The sequence below is a fragment of the Algiphilus aromaticivorans DG1253 genome, from assembly GCF_000733765.1.
GTDB classification, from domain to species: Bacteria; Pseudomonadota; Gammaproteobacteria; order Nevskiales; family Nevskiaceae; genus Algiphilus; species Algiphilus aromaticivorans.
Genome location: NZ_JPOG01000001.1, coordinates 3131755 through 3157982, shown reverse-complemented (window position 1 = coordinate 3157982; position 26228 = coordinate 3131755). Strand labels below are relative to the sequence as shown.

Genomic DNA, 26228 nt, shown 5'->3' with positions numbered 1-26228 from the left:
CCCCCTGCCGCGCTAGTCGCCCGCGAGATAAACTGGTGCGCAAGCCACGAACAGGAGATCCTTGAGATGGCGCTAACCCCCTCAACCATGCAGCCTCTGGGCACGCCGGCACCCGCCTTCGCGCTGCCCGAGCCGCTGACCGGAAACACCGTGTCGCTCGACGATGCGCGCGGCGCCAGCGGCCTGGTGGTCATGTTCATCTGCAATCATTGCCCCTATGTGAAACATGTGCGGGACGAACTGATCCGCTTCGCGCGCGAAGCCCAGGCGCGCGGCGTTGGCGTGGTGGCCATATCGGCCAACGACGCGGAGAACTATCCGGAGGATGCGCCGGAGAAGATGGCCGCCGAAGCGCGGCAGCACGGTTTTCCCTTTCCCTACCTCCATGACGCCAGCCAAGAGGTCGCGAAGGCCTATCAGGCGGCCTGCACCCCGGACTTCTATTGCTTCGGCGCAGAGCTGAAGCTGTTCTACCGCGGCCGCCTCGACGCCGCGACGCCCGGAAACGATGCGCCCAACGACGGGGCCGACCTGCGCGCCGCCCTCGACGCCATGCTGGCCGGTGCCAATCCGCCCGAGCCGCAGCAGCCCAGCATGGGCTGCAACATCAAATGGCGCGCCGCGTGAGCTGCGCTTGAGCGACATGGACGCGCTGCAGCGTTTCGTCAGCCGGCTCTATCGCGCCGGCGTCGAGCGCCCCGCCGAAGATTTCCAGCGCTGGGCGCTCCAGCAGCTGAAGGTGATCGTTCCCCACGACGCCGCTGTCTGGGGCATGGGGCACGCTGAGCGCGGGCGCTTTCATAACGTCAAGGTCTTCGGGGTCGATCAGGACTACGCAAACGCGCTGGAACGCTGGCTGGGCGAGAACCCCATCTACCCGAAGCTGGCGGAGAACCCCGGCGCACCGGTGGATATGCGCGACGTTCAGGGCGACGAGGTTTTCTACAAGAGCCGTATCTATCGCAACTGCTTCCGGCCCTTCGGTGTGGAGCGCATCCTCAGCTCGGGGCACATGGATCCACGCTGCGGGCTCTATACGCTGCTGTCGCTCTATCGCTTCGATCGCGACCGCCCCTTTTCCCGGCGCGACCGCCAGAACTTCCGCGTCGCGGGCTTTCATCTGGTGCACGCCTGCTCGCACAACTACTTCCTGCATCTGGCGCGCCCGGCTTCGGAGGGCTCGGACCGCCCCGCCGCCGTCGTCGACTGCGAGGGCGTGCTGCACGAGGCCCAGCCGGAGTTCATCGCGCTACTCGCGCAACACATGCCGGACTGGCAGGGTATGCACCTGCCGCAGGCCGTCAGCGCCGGCATCGGCGGCCAGGCGCGCTTCGCCGTCGGCGATCTCTGCGTGCAGATCGAGCCGCTGGCAGATCTCTATCTGCTGCGCATCTGGGAGGAGACGCCGCTGGATCGACTAACCGCGCGCGAGCGGGAAGTCGTCTACGCGGTGAGCCGGGGGCTGTCACACAAGGAAGCCGGGCGAGAGCTGGGGCTGGCGCCGACCACCGTTTCCAGCCACCTCTACCGTGCCTACGCCAAGCTCGGCGTCGGCTCGCGCAGTGCGCTGGCGCGTCTCGTCCACGGCATGAACTGAGCCTTGCGGCTTGCCGCGCAAGCGCGCGGCGGGCGAAAATAGCGGACTGCCTCCATTTTCTTGTGCCCGCGGCGCTACACGCGCCGCCGAGGAATCACACTGTGACTGACCATAATCTGCTCGCCAACGCCGTGCGCGCCCTGTCCATGGACGCCGTGCAGGCGGCCAAGTCGGGCCACCCGGGCATGCCGATGGGCATGGCCGATATCGCCACTGTGCTCTGGCGCGACTTCCTCAAGCACAACCCGCGCGATCCGCATTGGCCCGACCGCGACCGATTCGTGCTTTCCAATGGTCACGGCTCGATGCTGCTCTATTCGCTGCTGCATCTGAGTGGCTACGAGCTGCCGCTGGACGAGCTGCGCAACTTCCGCCAGCTGCATTCCAAGACCCCGGGCCATCCCGAGAACGGCATCACGCCGGGTGTCGAGACCACAACGGGTCCGCTGGGACAGGGGCTGACCAACGCGGTAGGTATGGCGCTGGCCGAGAAGCTGTTGGCGCTGCGTTACAACCGCGATACACACACGCCGGTGGACCACTACACCTATTGCTTCATCGGCGACGGCTGCCTCATGGAGGGCATCTCGCACGAAGCCTGCTCGTTGGCCGGCAGCTTCGGGCTGGAAAAGCTCATCGTCTTCTACGACGACAACGGCATCTCCATCGACGGTGAGTGCGCAGACTGGTTCGCCGACGATACCGTCGGTCGATTCGAGGCCTACGGCTGGCGCGTTATCCGCAATGTCGACGGCCACAGTCAGTCCGAGGTGCAGGCGGCCATCGAGAATGCGCGCGAGGGGACCGGCCAGCCGACGCTGATCCAGTGCCGCACGGTTATCGGCTTCGGCGCGCCCAATCGTCAGGGCACGGCCAAGGCGCACGGCGAGCCCCTGGGCGAGGACGAGATCCGCGCCGCGCGCACCGAGCTTGGCTGGACGCACGCTCCCTTCGAGATCCCCGACGAGGTCTACAGCGCCTGGGACGCCCGCGCCGCCGGCGACAAGGCGCAGCGCGCCTGGCAGGAGGCCTTCGAGGCCTATCGCGGAGAGCACGGCGAGGCCGCGGCCGAACTCGAGCGCCGCCTGCGTGGCGAACTGCCGGGCGACTGGCAGGAGATGGTGGCGCAGTTGGTCGAGCAGGGCCTGGCCGCAGACAAGCCGCTGGCCACGCGCAAGGCCTCCAACGCCGTCCTCGACGCGCTGGGTCCGCAGATGCCCGAGCTGTTGGGCGGCTCTGCCGACCTGACGCCCTCCAATGGCACGCAGTGGAAGGGGGCGCGCGCCATCACGCCGACGCAGCCGGACGGCGAATACCTGCACTACGGCGTGCGCGAGTTCGGCATGAGCGCGATCATGAACGGGCTGGCGCTGCACGGGGGCTTCATTCCCTACGGCGGCACCTTCCTCACCTTCTCCGACTACGCGCGCAACGCCCTGCGCATGGCGGCGCTGATGCATCAGCGCAGCATTTTCGTCTACACGCACGACTCCATCGGTCTCGGCGAGGACGGTCCGACGCACCAGGCCGTAGAGCACGCCTCGGCGCTGCGGCTGATCCCGCAGCTCGATGTCTGGCGCCCGGCCGATCTGCTGGAATCCACCGTCGCCTGGCAGGCGGCCATCGAGCGCGCCGACGGTCCGAGTGCGCTGCTCTTCACGCGCCAGAATGTCGACGCGCTGCCGCACGCGGCCGAACAGGTGGGCGACATCCGCCGCGGTGGCTACATCCTCTTCGAGCCCCAGAAGGCGCCGGAAGCGGTGGTCATCGCCACCGGATCGGAGGTGCCGATGGCGCTGGGCGCGGCCGAGGCGCTGGCGCAGGAAGGCCGCGCGGTGCGCGTGGTTTCCATGCCCTGCGTCGAGCGCTTCCTCGCCCAGGACGCGGACTACCGCGAGCACGTGCTGCCCGCCGCACTGCGCAAGCGGCTGGCCGTGGAGGCCGGCGTGACGCAGTACTGGCGGGGCTTCGTCGGGCTGGATGGCGACGTGCTGGGCGTGGACCGCTTCGGCGAATCGGCGCCCTGGACCGACGTTTACGCGCTCTTCGGTCTCGACCAGGACAACGTCGCGGCACGGCTACGCGCGCTGCTCGGCTGAGGCCGCCAGCGGGCTCGTCGCGTCGCGCGCATTAAACTAGCGCGCACAAGTTCACCACACGGGCGGTGCAGGCCGCCGCAACAGCTCAGGCAAGGGGTCTCACATGGCAGTGAAGGTAGGCATCAACGGCTACGGTCGCATCGGGCGCAACGTGCTGCGCGCCCTCTTCGAATCCGGCCGCGACGACATCGAGATCGTCGCCATCAACGATCTCGGCTCGGCCGAGACCAATGCCCACCTCACGCGCTATGACACCGCCCACGGCAAGTTCCCAGGCAGCGTCGCCGTCGATGGCGACTTCCTCGTGGTCAACGGCAAGCGCATCAAGGTGCTGGCCGAACGCGACCCTGCCAAGCTGCCCTGGGGCGAGCTGGGCGTGGAGATCGTCATGGAGTGCACCGGCTTCTTCGCCAGCAAGGACAAGGCCTCAGCGCACCTCCAGGGCGGCGCGAAGAAGGTGATCATTTCGGCGCCGGCCGGCAAGGATCTCAAGACCATCGTCTACGGCGTCAACCACGACACGTTGACCGCCGACGACACCGTCATCTCCAACGCCTCCTGCACGACGAACTGCCTGGCGCCGCTGGTCAAGCCGCTGCAGGACGGGATCGGTATCGAGTCGGGTCTGATGACGACGATCCACTCCTACACCAACGACCAGGTGCTGACCGACGTCTACCACTCGGACCTGCGTCGCGCGCGCTCGGCAACGCACAACATGATTCCCGCCAAGACCGGCGCTGCCGCGGCGGTGGGCCTGGTCATGCCGGAGCTGGACGGCAAGCTCGATGGCTACGCTATTCGCGTGCCCACCATCAACGTATCTATGGTCGATCTCGGCTTCATCGCCAAGCGCGATACCAGCGTCGCGGAAATCGACAAGCTGCTGCGCGAGGCCGCCGACGGCCCGCTCAAGGGCATCCTGAACATCGTCGACGGGCCGCTCGTGTCCAGCGACTTCAACCACGATCCGGCATCGAGCAGCTACGATCCGAGCCTGACCAAGGTCATCGGCCGCAACGTCAAGGTCTGCGCCTGGTACGACAACGAGTGGGGTTTCTCCAACCGCATGCTGGATACCAGCGTCGCGCTGTCCAAGGCCGGCTGAGCGGAGTACGGCCATGGCCATCCTGCGCATGAGCGATCTGGACCTTGCCGGCAAGCGCTTGTTGATCCGGCAGGACCTCAACGTCCCGATCTCGGGCGGGTACATCACCTCCGACGCGCGGCTGCGCGCGGCGCTGCCCACCCTGAAGCAGGCGCTGGAAGCCGGCGCCTCGGTGCTGGTGCTGTCGCATCTGGGCCGCCCAAAGCCAGGGCATCTGGATCCCGACAACTCGCTGACGCTGGTTGCGGCCTGGCTTTCCGAGCAGCTCGATCGCGTCGTGCCGCTGGTCTCGGACTGGATCGAGGGCGTCGAGCTTGCCCCCGGCCAGATCGCTCTCGGCGAGAACACCCGTTTTGCCGCCGGCGAGAAGGAGAACGACGAGACGCTGTCGCGCAAGATGGCTGAGCTGTGCGACATCTACGTCAACGACGCCTTCGGCACGGCGCACCGCGCCGAGGCCTCCACGCACGGCGTGGCGCGTTTCGCCAAGGTCGCCTGCGCCGGCCCGCTGCTGTCGGCCGAGCTGGAAGCGCTGGGCAAGGCCGTGGCCAATCCGAAGCGGCCGCAGGTCGTCATCGTCGGCGGCGCCAAGGTGTCCACCAAGCTGGATCTGCTCACCAATCTGGCCGACAAGGCCGATCAGCTCATCGTCGGCGGCGGCATTGCCAACACCTTCCTCGCTGCGGCTGGCTTCAAGGTGGGCAAGTCGCTGCATGAGCCCGACATGCTCGACACCGCGCGCGCCATCCACGAGCGCATCCGCGCCAACGGCGGCGATATCCCGCTGCCTGAGGATGTCGTTGTGGCCACCGAGATCTCCAGCGAAGCGCGCGCCGAGGTGCGTCAGGTGGGCGACGTCCTGGACGACGAGATGATTCTCGACATCGGCCCGAAATCGGCGCGCGCGTTGGGCGCTTCGCTGCGCAACGCCGGCAGCATCGTCTGGAATGGCCCCGTCGGGGTTTTCGAGTACGACGCCTTCGCCGCCGGCACGCGCATCCTGGCGCATGCCATCGCCGACAGCGACGCCTTCTCTCTGGCAGGCGGCGGCGACACGCTGGCCGCCATCGATACCTTCGGGGTCGCCGACCGCATCAGCTACATCTCCACGGGTGGCGGCGCCTTCCTGGAGTTCCTGGAGGGCAAGACGCTGCCGGCAGTGGGCATCCTCGAAGAGCGCGCGGCGGGCTGAGGCAATCCGCGGCTGCCTCGCTGCGCCTTAGCGCGAAGGGGCGGTTTCGCGCATGCGCGGGATCAGCGACACGAAATTGCAGGGCTTGGTGCGAGCGTCGAGCTGCGAGGCGAGGATGCGATCCCAGGCCGTGCGACAGGCGCCCGTGGAGCCGGGCAGAGCGAAGACCAGCGTGCCGTTGGCCACGCCCGCCGTGCAGCGCGACTGGATGGTCGACGCGCCGATCTCCTCGAAGGACAGCCAGCGGAAGAGTTCGCCGAAGCCCTCGATGTGCCGGTCGAAGAGCGGTGTCAGGGCCTCCGGCGTGCTGTCGCGGCCGGTGACGCCGGTGCCGCCGGTGACCAGAACCACCTGCACGGCCATGTCCGCGATCCAGGCGGAAACCACCGCGCGCAGGCGGTAGATGTCGTCGGGTACCAGCTCGCGCGCGGCGAGCAGGTGGCCGGCCGCCTCCAGGCGCTGCTGCAGCGCATCGCCGGAGCGGTCGTCGGCGATGCTGCGCGAGTCGGATACGGTCAGCACCGCGATCTTCAGAGGCTCGAAGGCCTTGCTTTGGGCACCGTCGCTCATGATGGACTCCGTGGAGACAGCCGCGACGATAGCGCAGCCGTGAAGGGCTGAACAGTCACATCCTGGCGTCCGCATCGGTAGACTGCGCAGCTTGATCGCAACTGTCGCAAGGATTCCGCCCGTGCGTTTCGAAGGAACCGAGAGCTACGTCACCACCGATGACCTCACCATGGCCGTTAACGCGGCCGTGACGCTGGAGCGCCCGTTGCTCGTCAAGGGCGAGCCCGGCACCGGCAAGACGCAGCTGGCGCTGGAAGTCGCGCGCGCCCTCGGCGCGCCGGTTTACGACTGGGCCATCAAGTCCACCACCAAGGCGCAGCAGGGTCTCTACGAGTACGACGCCGTTTCGCGGCTGCGCGACTCGCAGCTCGGCGACGATCGCGTCCACGACATCAGCAACTACATCGTCAAGGGCAAGCTCTGGGAGTCCTTCGAGTCCGACGTCAAGCCGGTGCTGCTCATCGACGAGATCGACAAGGCCGACATCGAGTTCCCCAACGATCTGCTGCGCGAACTCGACCAGATGGAGTTCTACGTCTACGAGACGCAGAAGACCGTGCGCGCCCGGCACCGGCCCATCATCATCATCACTTCGAACAACGAGAAGGAGCTGCCGGACGCCTTCCTGCGCCGCTGCTTCTTCCATTACATCAAGTTCCCGGACCGAGAGACGATGCAGCAGATCGTCGATGTGCACTTCCCGGACATCAAGAAGAATCTCGTCAAGGAAGCCATGGAAGCCTTCTTCGGCCTGCGCGAGCTGCCCGGGCTGAAGAAGAAGCCGTCGACTTCCGAGCTGCTCGACTGGCTCAAGCTGCTGGTGGCCGACGACATCTCCCCCGATGTGCTGCGCGAATCCAGCGTCAAGAAAAGTCTGCCGCCACTCTACGGTGCGTTGCTCAAGAACGAGCAGGATGTGCATCTCTTCGAGCGGCTGGCCTTCATGGCGCGGCGCGGTCAGTAATCCAGGATTCCGGCGCGCGCCAGCTGCGGGCGCGCTGCTAAGCTTTTCGTCTTCGCCATTTACGACGTAAAGCCCATGACCGCGGTCAAGATTCCCCTGACACAACTGCCCCATCAGCTGCCCAATATGCTGGCCATGGCCACCGGTGGCCTGCGTTCCTACGTGCCGCTTCTGCGTGGCAAGCCGGGCCGGGAACAGAGCCAGACCATGGCGCCGCCGCCCGCCGCTCTGCTTGACGCCTATCTGACCTGGGCCGGCGTCGACGCGGAGCGCTTCGGCGACCGGATCCCGCCGCACTTCGCGGTCAGCCAGATGGCACTGGCCATGATCTCGCGCTTGACCGCTCAGGCGCCTTATCCGCTGCTGTCGGTGCTCAACCAGGGCGTGCGCCTGCGCATGAATGCGCCGCTGCCGCGCGGCAGCCGCATCACCCTGCGCGGCCAGCTCGCCGACGCCAGCGACGACGGCTACCGCGCGCGTATCCACAGCGCGCTGCGCATGGGCACGGCCGAGCAGCCCGAAGCCCTGCTGATCGACGCCTTTGCCGCCGTGCCGCTGAAGAAGCGCCCCGGCAGCAAGCCGAAGACCGCAGCCGAACCCGATTACCGCACCGTCGGCCATTGGCAGGCCGCCGCTGATGAGGGCGTGACCTTCTTCAAGCTCACCGGCGACTTCAACCCCATCCACACGCTGCCCGCTGTGGCGCGTCGCACCCGCTTCGGCGGTTGCATCATGCACGGCTACGGCGCCTTCGCGCAGGTTTTCGAGACCATCCGAAGCGCTGGCGTGGACATCGCGGACATCGAGGTGCGTTTCATCAACGCACTGCCGCTGCCCAGCCCGCAGCTCTCCATCCAGACTGCCGCCACCGCCGACGAAGAAGGCCGCTACGCGCTACGGCTGATCGACGACGCTGGCACGGTCTATCAGGTCGGTAGCTATATTCCCGCCGGAGGCAAAGCATGAGTCAGGTCGCCCCCTTGCCGGAAGAGCGCCTGCCGGTCATCGCCGCCGGCGCGCGGACGCCCTTTCTGGAAAGCGCCGGCGCCTATGCCGACCTGATGAGCTATGAGCTCGGCGCGCGTGCGCTGGAAGGTCTGCTGGGGCGCACGGGCCTGCCCGCCGACGCTGCCGAAATGGTCATCATGGGCACCGTCGTGCACGAGATCGAGACCACCAACGTGGCGCGCGAGGCCATGCTGGCCGCGGGCATGCCCAGCCGCACGCCGGCCTACACGGTGGCCATGGCCGGCATCTCGCCGAATGTGGGCGTCATGAATCTCTGCGATCAGGTTGCGCTCGGCCGCCTGCAGCTCGGCATCGCCGGCGGCACGGAGAACTTCTCGGATGTGCCTGTGCGGCTGTCGCAGAATATTCGACGCAGCCTCATGAAGCTGCGCCAGAGCCGCGACACCAAGGAGCGCCTGAAGGTGCTCGCCAGCCTGCGCCCGGGCGATCTCAAGCTCGACATTCCGGAGGGCATCGACTACACCACCGGCATGACCATGGGCGTGTCCTGCGAGCGCATGGTCAATGGCTTCGGTGGTACCAGAGAGGCCTCCGACGCTTTTGCCGCCGATAGCCATGCTCGCGCCATTGCCGCGCGCACCCAACTCTCCGAGCAGATCACGCCGGTGAGCAACAAGGCCGGCGAGTGCGTGGAGGAGGACGACGGTCCGCGCGCCGACGCCACGCCCGAGCGCTTGGCCAAGCTGAAGCCGGCCTTCGATCGCGACAGCGGCATCATCACTCCCGGCAACGCATCGCGCTTCACCGACGGCGCCGGCGCGCTGGTCATCGCCAGCCGCGAGGCCGCCGCCAGGCACGGCCTGCAGCCGTTGGCGGTGGTGCGCGATTACTTGCTGGGTGGCGTCGATAGCCTGGAAGACGAGATGCTCTTCGGCCCGGCCATGACCATTCCGCCGCTACTGGCGCGCAACGGCCTTGCTTTTGCCGACATCGGCGTCTGGGAGCTGCACGAGGCTTTCGCCGCGCAGATTCTCATCAACCGCGACTGCATGGCCGAGGCCGATTTCGTACGCAGCCGTCACGGCGAGGGCGTGCCGCACGGCGACATCCCGCTGGACCGTCTCAACGCCTGGGGCGGCTCGCTGTCGCTGGGCAATCCCTTCGCGGCCACCGGCGTGCGTCTTCTGATGACGGCCGGCCAGCGCATGGCGGCCGAAGGCGCGCGCTATGCGGTGGTCTCCACCTGCGCTGGCGGCGGGCTGGGCGCGGCGTTGTTGCTGGAGAACCCGGCGCTAGCGGCCGGTTAGCCACAAGCTCTGCCGCGTCTGCGCCAGCGGTTCCGCATTCGCAACCACGCGAGCGCCTCACGTCGGTAGCGCGGGTTTCAGGTTGCAGCCGAGCATACGCCTGGTACGCGGGGGCGCCTCATGGCTGGGGTGTCGCGTGGTCGCGGCAGGGCTCGTCGTCGAGCAATCGCTTCACGGCGAGCTGGGCTTTCGGCACCACGCTACGCGCCACATAGGCCGACCGAAGGTAACTGCCCAGCGATTCGTGGCTCAGGAAGTTGAGCCGGCAACGGCGCAACCACAACGGCGCATGCCGGTGCGCTTTCACGACATTGGACAGGCTGGCGGTGAGGCAGGTGGGCAGGTCTTCCTTGTATTCCGGATGAGGGACGACCTCGCAGATCGCGTTGCGCTGCTCGTCGCTAAGATTCAACAGCGCCAGCTTGGCGGTGAGCGCGGCACTGAAGACCTGCTGGCACATGAAGAGCGACTGCAGCGTGATCTCCGTCTCCGAAAACAAGGGCTTGGCTTCCAGCCGAGCAAGGCCATCGGCGGTGCAGTCGATGTGAAGGGTTTGCGCGTCGGTGGCCACGCTGCCGCGCTCGAGCTGAATCTCACTCGCCGTGATGCGCTGCACTCTCCCGAGCTGCACCACTTGCTGGATCCTGCGCAGTGCTTCCAGCTCACGCCAATTGACGGTGGCGCAACGCCACTTCTCAGGCAGCTCCTCCGGGTCGATCCGGAGCACGCTGCCCTGGCGCTCCAGGCGCAGGAAGAAGTCATCGACGCTGTCGGCGTCGACGATGGCTTGCGCCTCTCTCAACAACTCGGTGGCAGCGTTGCCGGGTTGCAGCACCGCGCGATTCCAGAGCCAGGCGCTGTGCGGCGCGATCCAGTGGATTCGTTCGGGCTCGACGCCGTGATCCAGCAGGAAGAGGATGGCGTCGATTCCCGTCTTGCCGGCGCCGATCACGACGTAGCGACGCCAGGCTCGGCCGATGTGTGCCAAGCCGTTGGGTGGCACCAACGGGACCTCGGGGTCGACTTCATAGCGCGGCCCGTGCGTGGCTGGCACCGCCACATTCATGTAGCTCGCGTTGACGGTGCGCTCCCGCACCGTGAAATCCACGGTGAAGCTATCGTCCACCGTCGACACGACACGGCCGCCGCCACGGTGCTCGCACATGGGCAGGAAGCGCACGCGTCCGCTGGCGAGGAAGCGGTTCATGACCTGCTCGTAATAGGCCAGGATCTGGGCATGCGAGGCGAGATCGGCGCCGCCCGCACCCAGCCGGGCGGACGTTACGCCATAGAAGGCAGCAGGCTGGTGCAGTGCCACGAAGGGATAGGCGTCATTCCAGTGCCCACCCGGTTTCGCCCGGCGGTCCACGATGGTGATCTGCGCGTCGGGCCGCTCGGAGAAGACCACGTCGGCGAAGGCCATGCCCATGGCGCCCGCGCCCACGATGAGGTAGTCCGTGATGTCTTCTTGCCGGCGCATCCCGAGGTTGTCGCCCCCGTGCTTGCGCTCAGAAGCTGTCAGTGCTCACTCGCGTTGCCGAAGGCGTGCCATATCAGGATCACCATCGCCGCAATCGCCACGAAAGCAAAGACGAAGGCCGGTACCAGGCCGATCGCTCCGGCGAGATTGGTTTCGCCGAAGCGGTTGTCGCCGAAAGTCAGCGCGCGCGTGGGCGCGAGCAGCCCGCCCCAGTAGAAGATCGTATTGGCATAGCCGGTGCCGACGAACATCCAGGACAGGTGGAAGGCCGTGCGCTCGGGCAGACGCATGGCGTAGAGGAGCAGGGCACCGGCGAAGACGAGCAGGCCGTTCAACAGGCCACCGGAGTGGGCGCGCGCCCAGGCGGCGCTGTCACCGGTGATCTGAAATTCCACGATGTAGCCGGGGAATAGTTCGACGCCGCCGATCAGGCGGATGAGCAGCCCGAATCCCGCCAAGAGGGCAATGAGAGTGACGACCGCCCCGTGCCCGACCATTCTTCGCTGGCGTTGATCCATCTGCTGTCTCCCCTTCGCTTGTAACCTAGTTATCCAGCGATGCTAAAATCCATAGCGGTGAGGGGGGACCATACTATCGTTAGGGCGGACCTTCGCAGGCGCGCTCGGCCGATGACCGGCGTGCGACGGCAACACCAATCGCGACATCACACCTAGACGCGACCAGCGTGCCGATGAGTTCAATAAGTACCAGTACTGAGCGCGTGTCGGTGCGTGGCGCAGCCGGAGGAAGGAATGAGCATCGATATCGCCAGCAACACGCCGCTACGTGCGGTCCCTGAGGACTACGCGCCGCCCGGCGCCGAGCGCTGGTTTACGATTCCCGACGGCTTGGATGCCGGCAAGCAGCTCTTCTACTACGACCACGTCATTGGCGATGGCACGCCGGAGGCGACCGTGCTCTTCGTGCACGGCAATCCGGAGTGCTCCTACACCTATCGTTTCGTGCGCGATGCCCTGATCACCGAAGGCGCACCGCTGCGGCTGGTTGCGCCGGATCACATCGGCTTCGGCATCTCCGACCAGGCCGATTTCGAGATGGTCGACATGCATCACGCCGCCAACCTGATGCAGCTCGTGCGTCATCTCGATCTCCGCAACATCGTGCTGGTCGTGCACGACTGGGGCGGGCCCATCGGCGTTGGTGCGCTCGCCGAGGAGCCCGAGCGCGTGCGCGGCCTGGTCGTGCTCAACAGCACGATCTTTCCGATGCCTCCCGATGGCGCCACCTACGCCAACTGGCCGTGGCGCTTCCTGCCGTGGTGCCGCACGCCGCATGTGGTGCCCGACCGCGCCTGGGGCGGTATAGCGGGCTGCGTGCTGGCGCACGGCAATCCCGGGCCACTCGCCGGCCTCTATGGGCGCATGCTCACCTACCAGGCGCGCTTCGCGCTGGGCGTTCCGGCGTCGGACCCCGCCACCCGCGTGTTCTCGGAGGCGTTACGCAGTCGCGCCAACGCGCGCAGCTCCAAGCGCAACGTGCTGCAGACCCCTTACTGGGGGCACGGTTATAGCTATGACGATCCGCGCCACGGGCGGCAGGACAACCACGCCTTCTATCGGCGCATGCAGCAGACCGTGCCGGCGGCCTGGGGCCCGAAGGGAGCAGGGATTCCGGCCGCCGGCATTTTTGGTGCCTGGGACCCCTGCGCCAAGAAATCCGTAATCCAGCAGTGGCACGAGGCGCTGCCGCAGATGGTGGCGCGTACGACGGTCCACCCGGACATCGGCCACTTCGTCGAGGAGCACAAGGGGCCGGAGATCGCGCGCGCGGTGATGGCAGTCGCCGACGCAAAAGCCTGAGTGTGGCGCTGCGCGGCGATCCGCCGCTTTCGCTTGTTCAGCCGTATTGCTTGCGCACGGCCTCGACTTCGTCGACGTAGCGCTGCATCGCTTCGTCGCGCGGCGTGCCCTGCATCGCCGCCCAGGCGTTGTACTTAGCGCGCTCGATGACATTGAGCATGCCGGGGCGCTTGCCCTGCACGTCGCCATCGGTGGCCTGACGGTAGAGCGCGTACATGCGCAGCTTGTCGTCGTTGCTCGGCTTGTAGGGGCCGTCGCTGGGCGCGTTGCGTACCTCCTCGACGGCCTCCCGGAATCGCGTTTCCAGATTGCTCACTACGAATACCCTCGGTGAACTTGGTGCAATTGTGGCGGACGCGGCGTGGTCGCGAAGCCCGTTGTTCCGCAGTCGCTATAGCGGGCGGCGGTTCAGACGGCTTCGGGGTCGTTGTCGTCGGGGTGCAGCACGCGCGGCTCGTCGTCGACCATGACGACCTCCGGCTCGATGCGGCGCATATCGCTGTCGCCGGCGTCGGCCGTGCGCCAGATTGCCGCGGCGCTGTCGTAGCGGGCCAGCGCGGCCAGATTGCGCCGCGTCGGAAAGATGACCGTGGCCTCACCCTTGCGCTGTGCGGCCAGCGCCTGCTCGGGAGAAATCCAGCGCAGCGCCGTCGTCTCGACGTCGTCGCAGCGCCCTGACTGGTCCGCGGGCAGCGAGGCCACGAAGAAGCGTGTGTCGAAGCGCTTGTGCGGCCCCTTCGGTGTCACCCACCAGGCCCACGGCGCCAGTGCCCCGAGGTCGAGCACCAGCTCTTCGGCGGCCAGCCACTCGCGCCAGTCGAAGCGCTCCTCGCGGCTGCTCAGACGGCGTCGCGCTTCTACGAAGGAGGCGCTGGCCAGTTCCGCGTCGGTGATCGGCTGGCCGCGGCGCCGCGCGAGCAGGATGTTGGCTTCCTCGAAGCTTTCGCGGATGGCAGCCACCATCAATCCCAGAGCCGCCTCCGGGCTGTCGGCGCCGAGCAGCCCCTGCCAGGCGGAAGGTTCGCGGCCACTCCAGCGTTCCGGTGCCAACGCGCGGTCGGGTGCATCGACGGTTCCGCCGGGAAAAACCAGCGCGCCGCCGGCGAAATCCGAGCGCAGGTGTCGCTCGAGCAGCAGTACTTCGGGGCCGTCGTCACCCTCGCGCAGCAGCACCAGCGTGGCTGCGTCGCGGGTGGCTGCGGTGGTGTCGCTCATGCGGAAGGCGGCGGTGCTGCTCTGTGGTTCAGCCAATGGATGCGCTCCTGGGACGCGGCGCGCTTCTCGGTGGCGCCTGGAATGGACCGGGCGCCGTGTCGCGCCTCTGCTCTCGACTGCTAGGGTAGGGCCTGCGCTGCGCGGCAGCTATGGTCGTGCGCATTTCCGGGGACGAAGTGGCCGCATGAAACCACAGCAGAACTTCCGTGATATGGGCTGCCGCGAGTGCCTGAAGGGCGCTGACCTCGGCTTCGATTTTGCCATGGCCTTTCAGCCCATCGTCGATATGCAGCGACGCGAAGTCTTCGCGCAAGAGGCCCTTGTGCGCGGGCTGAATGGCGAGTCCGCAGGCAGCGTCTTTGCCCATGTCAACGACGCCAATCGCTACCGATTCGATCAGTGCTGCCGGGTCAAGGCCGTGCAGCTGGCCGCCGAGCTGGATATTCGCTCGCTGCTCAGCATCAACTTCATGCCCAATGCCGTCTACGTGCCGGAGCGCTGCATCCGCACCACGCTGGACGCGGCGGATGCCTACGGCTTTCCGATCGAGCGCATCATGTTCGAGATCACCGAAGCCGAGCGCGTCGACGATGTTCCGCATCTGCGCGAGATCGTCACGCACTACAAGAAGCGCGGCTTCACGACCGCCATCGACGATTTCGGCGCCGGCTACGCCGGGTTGAATCTGCTCGCCGAGGTGCACACCGATCTGATCAAGCTGGATATGGCCTTGGTCCGCGGCATCGATGCCGATACGACGCGGCAGGCCATCGTGCGGGGCATCCTGCAGGTTTGCCGTGACCTCGGCATCCGGGTGATTGCCGAAGGCATCGAGACGCGCGAGGAGCTGCGCACGCTGCGCGGCTTCGGCATCGAGCTCTTCCAGGGCTTCTACTTCGCGAAGGCCGCATTCCGCTCGCTGGCGGAGTTGCCTGAGGGCATCTACGACGACTGATCGTCGGCAGCGTGGCGCGCCCTGATGCGGGCGACTTCCTGCTTCCAGCGGTCTAACTCGTCCTCGTACTGCTCCAGGATGCAGGGGCTGCAGTCGGACTTGCAGCATTCGCTGCTGTCCGGCTTGATCGGTGGCGGTGGAAGCTCGGGCTCTTTCTCGCTCATGGCCTACAGGCTGCCGCGGCCAGGCGGCCGCGGCAAGGGCGACGCCGCCTGTCTCAGGCGGCCAGGCGGGCCTCGGTCGTTGCCGGCTGCTGCGGCGCGGCTTCCGGCTGGCGCTTGCTGGGCAGCGACATGCGCAGGATGCGCTTCCAGGTCGAGGCCGTCTGCTTCCAGAAGCTGCCGGTGTTGTAGGGCAGGCCATACTGCTCGCAAACCGCCCGCACGCGCGGCGCGATCTCGGCGTAGCGATGTGCCGGCAGGTCCGGGAAGAGATGGTGCTCGATCTGGTGGCTGAGGTTGCCGCTCATGATGTGCATGAGCTTGCTGCCCTCGAAGTTGGCCGAGCCGAGCAGCTGACGCACGTACCAGTGCCCGCGCGTCTCGTTGTCGACCACCGATTCGTCGAACTGCTCGACCTGCTCCGGGAAATGCCCGTTGAAGATGACCGCGCAGGCCCAGACGTTGCGCGTGGCGTTGGCCGCGACGTTGCCGACGAAGACCAGCGGCGCCAGCGGACCGGCCAGCGCCGGGAACAGCGCGTAGTCCTTGGCCAGCTGCTTGCGCATCTTCTTCCACATCGGCCGGAATTCCTCGCGCAGCTCGGCGCGGGTCTTCGTCTTGTAGACCAGGTAGTCCTCAAGCTTGAGGTTCTGGATGGCCACGAAGTGTTGGAAGAAGAGGTGCAGGATCACCGCCAGCGGAGCATTGAAAAGAAAGCGCGGCTCCCAGGGCTGGTCCTCGGACATGCGCAGCAGGCCGTAGCCGACGTCGTGGTCACGGCCGACGACGTTGGTGAAGGTGTGGTGCTCGTAGTTGTGCGTACGCTTCCACTGTTCCGCGCTGTTGGCGGTGTCCCAGTCGAAGTGGCGCGAGGAGACGGCCGGATCGTTCATCCAGTCGTACTGGCCGTGCATGATGTTGTGGCCGATCTCCATGTTGTCGAGAATCTTGGAGGCCGACAGCGCGCCGATGCCCGCCAACCAGGTCGGCGGCAGCATCATCATCGCGCGACCGCCGATCTCCAGCTGGCGCTGGCGCTTGATGATGCCGCGGATGTAGTCCGCGTCGCGGCTGCCCAGATCGGCGAGCACATCCTCGCGGATGGCGTCGAACTCGGCGCCGATGGCTTCAAAGTCCTTGGGGCTCAGGGTGTCGTAGATACTCATGGGGTCAATCTCCGGAAATAGGTTGTGAAGGGGCGGCCGTGCGCTCAGAGTTCGAGCGTCACGCTGCCGACCGGTTGGCTCACGCAGAGCTGAATGTCTTCTTCGCCATCGCCGCTGAGGCGGCCGTCGCGGATGTCGCGTACGCGCCCTGTCGTCTTGCGGCAACTGCAGGCGTGGCAGATGCCCATCCGGCAGCCGTAGTCGGGGCGCAGCCCGGCGGCCTCGGCCTGCTCCAGCAGCGTGGCGCCGTCGCTGACGGCCAGCCGCTCGCTGCGGACGAAGCGCAGCTCGCCGCCGGTGGTCTCGGCGGTCGCCGGCGCCGAGGCGGCGACGACGAAGCGCTCGCGGTGCAGTTGGGCGTTGAGGCCATCGGCGGCCCAGACGGCCTCGACCGCGGCCATCATCGGCGGCGGGCCGCAGAGGAAGGTCGTGGCATCGGCATAGTCCGGCGCGGCCGACTCGAGCTGCTCGCGCGAGAAACGCCCGTACAGCTCGCCGGCGCCCTGCTCGTAGCTGCGCAGCAGCGTGACGTTGGCGTGGCGCGCAGCCAACTGCTCGAGCTCCTCGGTGTAGAGCTGGTCCTCTTTGCTGCGTGCGTAGTGCAGGAAGGTGATCGGGCCGCGGTGGCCCTCGTCGCAGAGGCTACGCAGCATGCTCATCACCGGCGTGATGCCGCTGCCGCCGCTGATCAGCAGAATGCGCTCGGGGCGTTGCGCGGGCAGTGCGAAGTCGCCGGCGGCCTGCGACAGCCCAACGATCATGCCGGCGTGGGCGTGGTCGCGCAGGTGGCGCGTGAGTGTGCCCTCCGGGTTGATACGCGCGGTCAGCTCGATGTGGCCGTCCTTGGCGTGGCAGGAGTTGGCCGGCGAGAAGCAGCGCGTGTAGCGGCGACCGTCGATGTCCACGCTCAGCTGCAGATACTGGCCCGGCACGAAGCCTTGCCAGTTGGCGTTGGGCTGCAGGCGCAGGGTGACGGTATCCGCCGTCTGACGGGTAACCTCTGTGACGCGGGCGCGCGTCTCGAAGGCCGACCACAGCGGGTCGATCTGCTCCAGATAGCGGTCGACGCCGTGCGGCGTTGTCAGCCGCGCGATCAACTTCGAGCGAAGGATCGGCTGCAGCCGGCGCTGGGCGTTCTGAGGTGTGGCGAATGCGGGCATGTTCGTGGTTCCGGTTGTGAACATATGTGCACACCCTAGCCGCGCCGACTCCGGATGTCAACAAGTGTTCACAACCCGCCCGGGTAGCTGTGCTGGCGCGACGCTGCGGCCACAATGTGGGCTCCGCTAGCCTTGAGGAGCACCCCATGCTGACCCGTCGTCGTGCGCCGGAACGCGCGCTCGCACCCGAGCCGCCACCGCTGCCCTGGGGCTCGCTGCCCCGTCAGTTCGCCGATCTGGACTGCGGTCGGGTCGCCTATCTGCGTCACGGCAGCGGCCCGCCGCTGCTGCTCGTGCACGGGATACCGACCTCGTCGCGGTTGTGGGAGCCGCTCATGGGCATCCTCGGCCAGCATTACGACTGCATCGCTCCCGATCTGCTGGGCCTGGGGCAATCGATGCCCGCAGCCGGCGCCGACCAGGCCAGCCCTGGGCAGGCGGCGATGCTGGCCGAGCTGCTCGACCATCTCGGCATCGACGAGAGCTTCGCCGTCTTCCACGACCAGGGCGGCTCGCATGGCATGGAATTCCTGCGCAGGTTTGGTGCGCGCGTGCCAGCTGTGGCCTTCACCAACTGCGTCTGCTACGACAACTGGCCGGTGCCGGTCATTGATTTTTCCGCTGTGCTCGGTCGCTGGGGCTGGGTGCCGTGGCTGTCCCGTTTGCGCTTGATGCAGGCAACGTTGGGCATGGTGCTGCCCTGGACGGTCTTCCGCGGCAGTATCCCGCAGGCCCTGAAGCGCGATTGGTTTCGTGCGCTGGACGAAGGCGGGCCGGCGCTGGATGCCTGGATCGGCTACGTCACTGCGCAATCGGCGCGCTACACCATCGAGGCCGAAGCGACCCTGCGCGCCTGGGACAAGCCGGCACACGTGCTGTGGGCCGCGCAGGACCGCTTCCTGCCCGTGTCCTGGGCGGTGCGCCTCGCACAGGATCTGGGCGGCGACGACGCCCGGCCCGAGCTGCTGCCCTTCGCTGGCCATTTCTGGCAGGCCGAGCTTCCCGAATCCGGTGCGCGTGCGCTGATGCGCTTCTTCGACGCGCAACGCTGAAGCCCTCTCCTGGACGGTGCGCAGGCGGCGGACGCGCTGGCGTTGCGTGCGCGGTGGCCAGCAACCATTCTTTGCAGACCACTTCAAAGAAGACTGCCATGACACTTACCATTTCCGCCGCCACGCTCGTGCCGGTCGTCTCGCTCGCCGCCGGCATCGCCATCCTCGCCATGCCGCGGCTGCTCAACTACATCGTTGCCGGCTATCTGATCGTCAACGGCGTTCTCGGTCTCGTCGGCTGATACGCCGCCTCAGCGCAGCAGGCTGTCCTTGCTGGCGCGCCGGTTGACGCCGCCGGCGCCATCACGGCGCGCGTCGCGTTCAGCCTGGCAGGCGATGCAGCAGCGGGCGCCGGGCACGGCACGGCGCCGGGCCTCGGGGATCGGCTCGCCGCATTCCTCGCAGTGGCTGCGGGCTGCGCCGTTGCCCAGCTGGCTGCGCGCGCGCTCGACAGCATCGGAGACCGAATCGTCGATCTGATCCTGTACCGCGCCGTCGTTGGTCCAGCCGCCCGCCATGCGCTGCGCTCCGCTGCTGTCTGGTCCCCGATGCTAGCGCCGCAAGCCGGCTACTGCCACACGCCGTCGTCGCCGTCGGTGAGCCGCCACAGATACCAGCAGGCGATGGAGCGCCAGGGCGCCCAGCGCTCGGTGATGGCGCGCGTGGCGCGCGCGTCGAGCTTGGCGCCGCCGGCGTAGAGGCGGTTGATCATGTTGCGCAGGCCGACGTCACCCATGGAGAAGACATCCGGGCGCTGCAGCACGAAGATCAGGAACATCTCCGCCGTCCAGGGACCGATGCCGTGGATGGCGGTGAGCTGCTTCGTCGCCGCCGCGTCGTCCAGCGGCTGCAGCGCATCGACGGTGACCGTGTCCCGGGCTTCGGCCAGCGCGCGCAGGTAGCGCGCCTTGGCGGTGGACAGGCCGGCGCCACGCAGTGTGGCCTCGTCGGCGCGCAGCAGCGCCCGCGCTTCGAGCTGCCCGCCCAGCGCTTCGCGCAGGCGCGCCTCGACCGTGGCCGCGGCGCGCGTCGAGATCTGCTGGCCGATGATGGCGCTGCACAGCGTTGGAAAGGCTTCGCGCGGCGTATGCCACAGCGTGCAGTCGCCCAGCCGTGCAATCAGGTCGGCCATCACTTCGTCGGCTGCCACCAGATGCGCCTGCGCCACCGCATGCGGTGGCCCCCGGCGAGCCGATACACTTTGATCCCGCTGATCCATCAGGCTCCCATGCTGTTCAGCTTCTTCTTCGCGCTACGCGACGCCGGCCTCAAGCCCTCGCTCTCCGAGTTCCTAATGCTCCTGGAGGCGATGTCCGAGCGGCTGGTCGTCTTCAATGTGGACGATTTCTACCATCTTTCGCGCGCCGCGCTGGTCAAGGACGAATCGCAGTTCGACCGCTTCGACCGCGCCTTCGCTGCCTATTTCGAGGGTGTGCAGGCTGCCGGCGAGGAGCTCTTCGGCGAGATTCCCGACGACTGGCTGCGCAAGATGGCCGAGAAGCACTTCACCGCCGAGGAAATGGCCAAGGCCCAGGCCATGGGCGGGCTGGACAAGCTCATGGAGGAGCTGAAGAAGCGCCTGGAGGAGCAGACCGAACGCCACGAGGGGGGCAACAAGTGGATCGGCACGGGCGGTACCTCGCCCTTCGGCCACGGCGGCTACAACCCGGAAGGCGTGCGCATCGGCGGCGCAGGCGGCCAGAAGCGCGCCGCCAAGGTCTGGGAGAAGCGCGAGTTCGCCAATCTGGACAGCAACCTCGAACTCGGCACGCGCAACATCAAGGTGGCGCTGCGCCGCCTGCGTCGGTTCGCGCGCGAGGGCGCGGCCGACCAGCTCGATATCGACGACACCATTCGCAGCACGGCGCGCAATGCCGGCTATCTCGATCTGAAGATGGTGCCGGAGCGCCACAATGCCGTGAAGGTACTGCTCTTCCTCGATGTCGGGGGCTCCATGGACCCGCATGTGCGCGTCTGCGAGGAGCTGTTCTCGGCGGCACACACCGAGTTCAAGCATCTGGAGTACTTCTACTTCCACAACTTCCTCTACGAGTCCGTGTGGAAGGACAATCGCCGACGGCACGCCGAGCGCATCAGTACCTTCGATGTGCTGCACCGTTTCCCGCCGGACTACAAGGTCATTGTCGTCGGCGACGCCATGATGGCGCCCTACGAGATCACGCATCCGGGGGGCAGCGTCGAGCACTGGAACGAAGAAGCCGGGGCGGCGTGGATGCAGCGGCTGATCGATACCTACAGTCACCTCGTCTGGCTCAACCCCGAGTCGGAGTCGCAGTGGGAGTACTCGCAGTCGGTGCAGATCACGCGCCAGCTCATCGGCGACGACCGCATGTTCCCGCTGACGCTGACAGGTCTCGACGCCGCCATGCGGCGCCTGACCAAGTAAGATTGCACGGCAAGTTGTCGCGACACGCAGCGTCCGAGCCCGGGCGGCATTCGCCGGTCTCGTGCTGCGCGCCGAAGCACACCGTCCCGCGAGCAGAGGAGCCCGGCCGAACATGACCCTGCGTGCCAAGAGACTGTTCAAGCGCTGGCTGCCGCTCGGCTTTCTCGCCTTCGCGCTCCTCGTGCTGCTGGGCAACCGTTGGGTCATCAACAGCACCGATTCCTACATCCACGACAACATCGGCCTGCTGCCCGAGAACCGTGTCGGCATCGTGCTCGGTACCAGCCCCTACGTGCGCGGCGGTGGGCGCAGCGCCGATTTCGCCGGGCGCATCGAGGCCGCGGTCAAGCTCTTCGAGGCCGGCAAGATCCGGCACATCATCGTCTCGGGCGCCAACCCGGACGCGACCTACAACGAGCCGCGCCGCATGTGGCAGGAGCTGGTCAAGGCCGGTGTGCCGCAGGACGCGCTGACCATGGACTTCGCCGGCTTCCGGACCTTCGATTCGGTGGCGCGCGCCAAGCGCGTCTTCGGGCTGGAGCGCTTCACGCTGATCACGCAGAAGTACCACACCTATCGGGCGGTCTTTCTGGCGCGCAAGATGGAGGTGCCGGCAGTGGCCTATATCGCGCCGGGCACAAAGAACCGTCATCCGGTGCGTGAAGTCTTCGCGCGCGTCAAGGCGATTCTCGACCTCTTCGTGCTGCGCACCGAGCCACGCTTTGTCGGCGAGCCGGAGCGCCTGCCCGGCGACGAGCCCGATGAGGAGCTGCTCGCCGCCGGGCGCCCCGCGCCGCGCTAGAAGGCGTAGCGCAGCGCCAGCTGCACGAAGTCCCGGTCCGCCAGAAGATTCTGCTTGCCGCCGCCGAAGAACATCGTGTAGCCGACATCAAACTGCCAGGTCGACAGATAGTCGAACTTGAGGTTCGTGGCTACCTGCTTGCGCCCGTCCACGAAGTTGCCCAGCGGCGAGGGCGTCATGCCATTGACGTCGTGATCGAAGCGCAGGCTCGGTGTGACATTCATGCCGCCCAGGACATTGTTGTAGGTGGAGGCCACGACCGTGCGATAGCCCCAGGAACTGGTTGTGGCGAATTGGCCTGTTTCGACCGGAAGCCCCTGCGAGGCCGCGATGGCGGCATTGCCGGGCAGTGGCGTACCCGGCGCCTCGTAGCGCAGCTCGTCGTTGTCGGGCAGGCCGTTGACGCGGGTGTAACCCGTTTCGAAGAGCCAGACCGTCTGGCTGCTGCCCGGAATCGTGTTCGGTCCGAAGAGCTGGGTGAAGGCAAGGATGGCCTGATGGACGTCGTGCCGCCGCCAGCCGCGGATGTACTGATTGCCCAACGAGGTGGGCAGCGGCGTGTTGTCGACGATCTGGTTGGGGGCGCCGAGGCCTGCCAGCAGGATCTCGACGTCGTCGAGCTGCAGGGGCTGGTCGATCTTGTAGCTGTACTCTGCCTGGATCGAGGTTCCGAAGGGGCCCTGGAAGGAAGCCGAGGCGCCGAACATCTGGATGTCCTCGGGGTAGTCGATGCGGAAGGCCGCCGTCTGCGAGGTGGCGGTGGCATCGGTGCGCGAGATGCCCGAGATCAGCGGCAGCCGGCTGTGATAGCGCGTGGCGTAGAGGCCGATATCGGCGCCGGCCAGCGCCGGTACGAAGAAGCGCAGCGCGCCGCCGAACTGGCCGGAATCGCTCGGTTCGTCGTCGCCCGTGCGCGGGATCGAGGAGCCGAAGGGCACGCAGGGATTCCCCGGGAAGGGCGGTGCCGCGCAGGGCGTCCCGGGCGGACTGTTCTCCGTCACGCGCCCGAAGCCCAGATTGGCACGAGTTCCGCCGGCGGCCACGAAATCGTTGGTGGAGAAGAAGGTGCCCGATGCGAAGGGCTCTGTGCGCTCCCACTGCAGCTGGTACCAGGCCTCCGCCGAGATGAGCGAGGTGAGATCCATGGCCGCCCAGAGGTTGGCCGTCGGCACGAAGACCTCCTCCAGCTCGGCGCCGGGCACGCCGGCGCGATTGGCATTGGCGGCGACGATGGCGTTGAGGCCGTTCTGGATGAAGGTCGACTCGCCCCAGTTGATGATCTGCCGGCCGAGCTTCCAACTGAGCGAGCGGCCCAGGAAGCGATGCGAGGCCGAAATATGCAGGTCCAGCAACTCGGCGTAGCGTCCGACCTCGCTGCGTACCCCATCGTTCTTGCGCTCGAGCTCGGCGAGGGAGGCTTCCTTGCCGGGGCCGTAGTCCGACCGGTCGAAGTTGTTGCGCCGGTGCAACACGCCGTCGAAGCCGAAGCCACCGCGCGCGAAGAGCGTGAAGCCGTTCCAGTCGGCGCTGAAGTCGCTGAGCAGCTTCAGTGGTGCGGTAAAGGGCTCGCCGGCACTGTCGAAGTTCTGGTTGGCGTCATCGAAGTTGGTGGAGAAGGCTTCGCCGCCGTTGGCAATACCCAGCAGGTCGCTGTCCGGGCTTTCCGTTCGAAAGGCGATGCCGAAGCTGATGCGGTTCTGCAGCGACATGTCGATGTCGCCGATGCTGGTGCGCATCGCTTGTGCTGGTGAGGCGGCCAGCAATGCGGCGCCCAGCGCCAGGCTGCAGGCGCCGCGAAGAATGAAGGTGGTCGGCATGACGGACTCCTGCTGGCCGGGATCGCGATGAAGGGTGGTTTGCCGTTCGATGCTGTTCATTGGCAGCTCCCGCGCAGCGGCAGACACTGGCCGTCGCTGGCCAGGAAGTTGACGATCTGGCGCTGCATCTCCTGCGTCACCGGGTCGGTAGCCGGGATCAGCACGGAGCTATGGCTGCCCGATGTGAAGCGCACTGCCGTTGGAGCGTCATCGCCGAGGCGCACATCGGCCGGCGCGTCGAGGTCGTCGATCACGGCGACCTCCAGGCCGATCTGCTCGATCAGCGGCGTGCTCCCCGACAGCGGTCCGGCGACAGTGACGCGGTCGAGGCGCGGGTCGTTGCCCTCCTCGCCAGCCGGCGGATTGCGCGGCGCAGTATTGGGCACTACCAGATCGCCGACGACCTCGATGAAGTGGATGCGGCGATCGCCGAGTTGCTGAGCGTAGTTGATCGGGTCGCCCGGGTCGATGAGGTGCTGGGCGAAGCGCAGGAAGGTCTCGTAAGCGTCGGTGCCTTCGACAACCCCGTTCGCTGCCAGGCCCTGCGCGATGACGGGTCCGAAGCTGCGCGAGGCATCGAGCAGCTTGCCGATGCCGCCGCCGGGGTTGGCCAGCGTCGCGGCGCGCACCTGCTCGTCGAGGGCGACGAAGGTGCTACCGGTGATGCCGCCCAGCGAATGGCCGACGAAGTAGACACGTGCGGGGTCGATGTCCGGCGCGCCGTCGCTGTTCAAATCCAGCCGTGTCGTCAACGCGCGCAGATGCAGCAGATCGGCGACGGCCTGGCGGTTGTTGTCACGCGAAGTCAGCAGGCTGGGCAGATTGATGAAGTTGGCGCCTGAGCCGTCCGGGCCCGGCTGACCGTCCAGATCGACGTCGAAGGTGCGCTCGCGCGCGCCGAAGAGCGCGTTGGCGCCGCGCAGCTGCTGGCGCGCGCCGCATAGCGCATCGGCGCCTTCGGCACTGCAGTCTGCCGGTGGAATACCGTGCAGCGGCAGGTCCATGGCCACGGTCACGAAGCCGGCGCTGGACAGCGCCGGCGCCAGTGCCAGCAAGGCGCTGCGGTCGGAGGTGATGCCGTGCTGGAAGATGACGATGGGCCAGCCGGCTTCCGGCTTCGCCACCTGATTCGGTACGGTCAGCAGCAGCGGCGCACGCTCGGTGCCACGCTCCACCGGCACCGGGAAGCAACGCGTCGTGCTGGTGCTGGGCGACAGGCCCATGGCACCGGCGGCGAAGGCGCCGCAGGGCACCTGACCGAGGAAGGTGGTCGGGTTTTCCTGCGTGCCCAGATTGGGCTGGGCCGGGTCGGCCGCCCAGAAGGTCTGGTTGACGATGGCGTCGGCGTTGCCGTCACCCGGCGCTTCCAGGTAGTAGGGCAGATCGACGGCACCGACGAAGATGTCGGCGAGATTCGGGGCGCCGATGTTGGCCAGCGTCAGTCCCGAAGGGCCCGCGAGGATCTGCAGCGGCTGGGCAGCGCCGGCGGCTGCACGCGCCGGTGCGCGCTCGGCGAGGCGCCCGAGGCTCTCGCCGATGGACTGTGTGGTGAAGGGCCAGGCCAGCACGATGCGCTCGCGCGGCAGGCCGGTGATGGCGGAGACGCCATCCAGCGTCGGCCCCACGATCTGCTGCTGCAGCGATTCCAGCGTCGCGACGGCCTGGGGCGAGAGGCCCTGCACGTAGAGGTCGTCCTGCTCGGACACCGGCTGGCTGCGTCGCACGACCTGCCACTGCGTCGAGCCAACGGCGCGATTGCCGCTGATGTCGCGCAGCGCGTCGGTGATAACGACGAGATGCCGTGTCGAGGCCTGCAGTGGCTTCAGCGGCTCGATCAGCAGGCGCGTGCGGAAACTGTTGATGGGCGCAACGATGTCCGTGCCCGGAATCGTACCGGTGGCGGGGTAGTCGCTGATCTGGTAGTCGACCCCCTCAGTGAGAACCTGTGGTGCTCCGCCCTCGGGCAGTGCGATGACGCGCAGGCCTTCAGCGGTGGTGTCGAAGTCCACGAAACCGATGAAGTCGGTGAAGATGCTGGCGGTGGTTGACCAGCCGTCGGTCTGGTTCGCCGCCTGCGCAGGCGCCGCATCCTGCGGGATGTTCAGCGTCGGATCGGAGAATCCGGAGAAGAGTCCGTCGAAGGGAAAGGGCACGGTCCCGGCGGTGGGCTCGAACTGCGATATCAGATTGCCCTTGGGGATGCCGCCGTCCTCGGCGTCATCGGTGCGGTCACAGGCGGTCAGGCTGAGCGCCGCTAGTGCCGCGGTCAGCGGCCATACCCACATCTTGCGCATGCTTGTCTCCATCGCTCGCAGGGCGCGACATGCCGGAAGCTGCCGCGTCTCTTCGGTGACCAGGAGTGCTGTCGCGCAGTGGTATCGGCTTTT

General features: G+C 67.1%; 26 protein-coding genes. 14 read left to right on the top strand and 12 right to left on the bottom strand.

Features of this window, described 5'->3' with window-relative positions; translation table 11 throughout:
* Positions 1–66 precede the first annotated feature (66 nt).
* From U743_RS14670 to U743_RS14650, 5 genes are all read left to right on the top strand, one after another.
* Positions 67–627 carry a thioredoxin family protein gene (locus tag U743_RS14670; protein WP_043769252.1) on the top strand — a complete coding sequence of 187 codons (561 nt, stop codon included), beginning with the start codon at positions 67–69 and terminating at the stop codon, positions 625–627.
* Between the two features lie 16 nt (positions 628–643).
* A complete protein-coding gene (locus U743_RS14665) occupies positions 644–1597 on the top strand; it encodes a helix-turn-helix transcriptional regulator (protein ID WP_043769249.1) in 954 nt (317 codons plus the stop codon).
* Positions 1598–1698: 101 nt separating this feature from the next.
* Positions 1699–3696, top strand: a complete 1998-nt coding sequence (tkt, locus tag U743_RS14660; RefSeq protein WP_043769247.1) for a transketolase — start codon at positions 1699–1701, stop codon at positions 3694–3696.
* A 103-nt stretch (positions 3697–3799) separates the two neighbouring features.
* Positions 3800–4804, top strand: coding sequence for a type I glyceraldehyde-3-phosphate dehydrogenase (gene gap / locus U743_RS14655; protein ID WP_043769246.1), 1005 nt, complete (start codon positions 3800–3802; stop codon positions 4802–4804).
* Between the two features lie 13 nt (positions 4805–4817).
* Entirely contained in the window at positions 4818–5996 is a 1179-nt protein-coding gene (locus U743_RS14650; RefSeq protein ID WP_043769244.1) for a phosphoglycerate kinase, read from the top strand.
* A 27-nt stretch (positions 5997–6023) separates the two neighbouring features.
* Here the strand turns inward: U743_RS14650 and moaB are convergent, their stop codons facing one another.
* The gene (moaB, locus tag U743_RS14645; protein WP_043769242.1) at positions 6024–6566 is read right to left on the bottom strand and encodes a molybdenum cofactor biosynthesis protein B; all 543 of its coding nucleotides are present in this window, start codon (positions 6564–6566) and stop codon (positions 6024–6026) included.
* 169 nt (positions 6567–6735) lie between these two features.
* Between moaB and U743_RS14640 the strand changes: the two genes are divergently transcribed.
* From U743_RS14640 to U743_RS14630, 3 genes are all read left to right on the top strand, one after another.
* The gene (locus tag U743_RS14640) at positions 6736–7530 is read left to right on the top strand and encodes an AAA family ATPase (protein WP_408607406.1); all 795 of its coding nucleotides are present in this window, start codon (positions 6736–6738) and stop codon (positions 7528–7530) included.
* A 75-nt stretch (positions 7531–7605) separates the two neighbouring features.
* Positions 7606–8496 (top strand): MaoC/PaaZ C-terminal domain-containing protein, encoded by an 891-nt coding sequence (locus U743_RS14635; protein WP_043769238.1) that lies wholly within the window; start codon positions 7606–7608, stop codon positions 8494–8496.
* Positions 8493–9806 carry a thiolase family protein gene (locus U743_RS14630; RefSeq protein WP_043769236.1) on the top strand — a complete coding sequence of 438 codons (1314 nt, stop codon included), beginning with the start codon at positions 8493–8495 and terminating at the stop codon, positions 9804–9806. Before U743_RS14635 ends, U743_RS14630 begins: the two co-directional genes overlap by 4 nt.
* Before the next feature lie 118 nt (positions 9807–9924).
* Here the strand turns inward: U743_RS14630 and U743_RS14625 are convergent, their stop codons facing one another.
* Both U743_RS14625 and styC read right to left on the bottom strand, forming a co-directional pair.
* Positions 9925–11286, bottom strand: coding sequence for an NAD(P)/FAD-dependent oxidoreductase (locus U743_RS14625; RefSeq protein ID WP_052368236.1), 1362 nt, complete (start codon positions 11284–11286; stop codon positions 9925–9927).
* Positions 11287–11324: 38 nt separating this feature from the next.
* Positions 11325–11804 carry a styrene-oxide isomerase StyC gene (styC, locus tag U743_RS14620; RefSeq protein WP_043769234.1) on the bottom strand — a complete coding sequence of 160 codons (480 nt, stop codon included), beginning with the start codon at positions 11802–11804 and terminating at the stop codon, positions 11325–11327.
* Between the two features lie 234 nt (positions 11805–12038).
* Between styC and U743_RS18320 the strand changes: the two genes are divergently transcribed.
* Positions 12039–13106, top strand: a complete 1068-nt coding sequence (locus tag U743_RS18320) for an alpha/beta fold hydrolase (RefSeq protein ID WP_052368235.1) — start codon at positions 12039–12041, stop codon at positions 13104–13106.
* 37 nt (positions 13107–13143) lie between these two features.
* Here U743_RS18320 and U743_RS14610 read toward each other — a convergent pair whose 3' ends face one another.
* Positions 13144–13422: an acyl-CoA-binding protein gene (locus U743_RS14610; protein WP_043769233.1), complete on the bottom strand. Its 279-nt coding sequence runs from the start codon at positions 13420–13422 to the stop codon at positions 13144–13146.
* Positions 13423–13514: 92 nt separating this feature from the next.
* Positions 13515–14357, bottom strand: coding sequence for an NUDIX hydrolase (locus U743_RS14605; protein ID WP_052368234.1), 843 nt, complete (start codon positions 14355–14357; stop codon positions 13515–13517).
* Between the two features lie 148 nt (positions 14358–14505).
* On the opposite strand from U743_RS14605, the gene U743_RS14600 reads away from it, so the two are divergent.
* The gene (locus tag U743_RS14600) at positions 14506–15276 is read left to right on the top strand and encodes an EAL domain-containing protein (RefSeq protein ID WP_043769231.1); all 771 of its coding nucleotides are present in this window, start codon (positions 14506–14508) and stop codon (positions 15274–15276) included.
* On the opposite strand, the gene U743_RS18885 is transcribed toward U743_RS14600, so the two are convergent.
* The 3 genes from U743_RS18885 to U743_RS14590 are packed head-to-tail and all read right to left on the bottom strand — an operon-like array spanning position 15264 to position 17763.
* Complete coding sequence (locus U743_RS18885) at positions 15264–15440, bottom strand: oxidoreductase-like domain-containing protein (protein WP_084191585.1); 177 nt, start codon at positions 15438–15440, stop codon at positions 15264–15266. The two genes, U743_RS14600 and U743_RS18885, sit on opposite strands and share 13 nt — an antisense overlap.
* A 53-nt stretch (positions 15441–15493) precedes the next feature.
* Positions 15494–16603, bottom strand: a complete 1110-nt coding sequence (locus U743_RS14595; RefSeq protein WP_043769229.1) for a fatty acid desaturase family protein — start codon at positions 16601–16603, stop codon at positions 15494–15496.
* A gap of 44 nt (positions 16604–16647) precedes the next feature.
* A complete protein-coding gene (locus tag U743_RS14590) occupies positions 16648–17763 on the bottom strand; it encodes a ferredoxin reductase (protein ID WP_043772374.1) in 1116 nt (371 codons plus the stop codon).
* 146 nt (positions 17764–17909) lie between these two features.
* On the opposite strand from U743_RS14590, the gene U743_RS14585 reads away from it, so the two are divergent.
* Together U743_RS14585 and U743_RS18880 are read left to right on the top strand one after the other, a co-directional pair.
* The gene (locus tag U743_RS14585) at positions 17910–18815 is read left to right on the top strand and encodes an alpha/beta fold hydrolase (RefSeq protein WP_043769228.1); all 906 of its coding nucleotides are present in this window, start codon (positions 17910–17912) and stop codon (positions 18813–18815) included.
* A gap of 98 nt (positions 18816–18913) precedes the next feature.
* Positions 18914–19057, top strand: a complete 144-nt coding sequence (locus U743_RS18880; protein ID WP_084191584.1) for a DUF3096 domain-containing protein — start codon at positions 18914–18916, stop codon at positions 19055–19057.
* A 9-nt stretch (positions 19058–19066) separates the two neighbouring features.
* On the opposite strand, the gene U743_RS14580 is transcribed toward U743_RS18880, so the two are convergent.
* Together U743_RS14580 and U743_RS14575 are read right to left on the bottom strand one after the other, a co-directional pair.
* Complete coding sequence (locus U743_RS14580; protein WP_043769227.1) at positions 19067–19333, bottom strand: DksA/TraR family C4-type zinc finger protein; 267 nt, start codon at positions 19331–19333, stop codon at positions 19067–19069.
* A gap of 50 nt (positions 19334–19383) precedes the next feature.
* Positions 19384–19965 (bottom strand): DNA-3-methyladenine glycosylase family protein, encoded by a 582-nt coding sequence (locus U743_RS14575; RefSeq protein ID WP_232226802.1) that lies wholly within the window; start codon positions 19963–19965, stop codon positions 19384–19386.
* Positions 19966–20043: 78 nt separating this feature from the next.
* On the opposite strand from U743_RS14575, the gene U743_RS14570 reads away from it, so the two are divergent.
* The gene (locus U743_RS14570; RefSeq protein WP_043772372.1) at positions 20044–21222 is read left to right on the top strand and encodes a vWA domain-containing protein; all 1179 of its coding nucleotides are present in this window, start codon (positions 20044–20046) and stop codon (positions 21220–21222) included.
* Positions 21223–21334: 112 nt separating this feature from the next.
* Positions 21335–22024, top strand: a complete 690-nt coding sequence (locus tag U743_RS14565; protein WP_052368232.1) for a SanA/YdcF family protein — start codon at positions 21335–21337, stop codon at positions 22022–22024.
* Here U743_RS14565 and U743_RS14560 read toward each other — a convergent pair.
* Together U743_RS14560 and U743_RS14555 are read right to left on the bottom strand one after the other, a co-directional pair.
* Entirely contained in the window at positions 22021–23901 is a 1881-nt protein-coding gene (locus tag U743_RS14560) for a DUF1302 domain-containing protein (RefSeq protein WP_052368231.1), read from the bottom strand. The genes U743_RS14565 and U743_RS14560 overlap by 4 nt on opposite strands.
* Entirely contained in the window at positions 23898–26135 is a 2238-nt protein-coding gene (locus U743_RS14555; RefSeq protein ID WP_043769225.1) for a hypothetical protein, read from the bottom strand. The genes U743_RS14560 and U743_RS14555 overlap by 4 nt, the downstream gene beginning before the upstream one ends.
* Positions 26136–26228 lie beyond the last annotated feature (93 nt).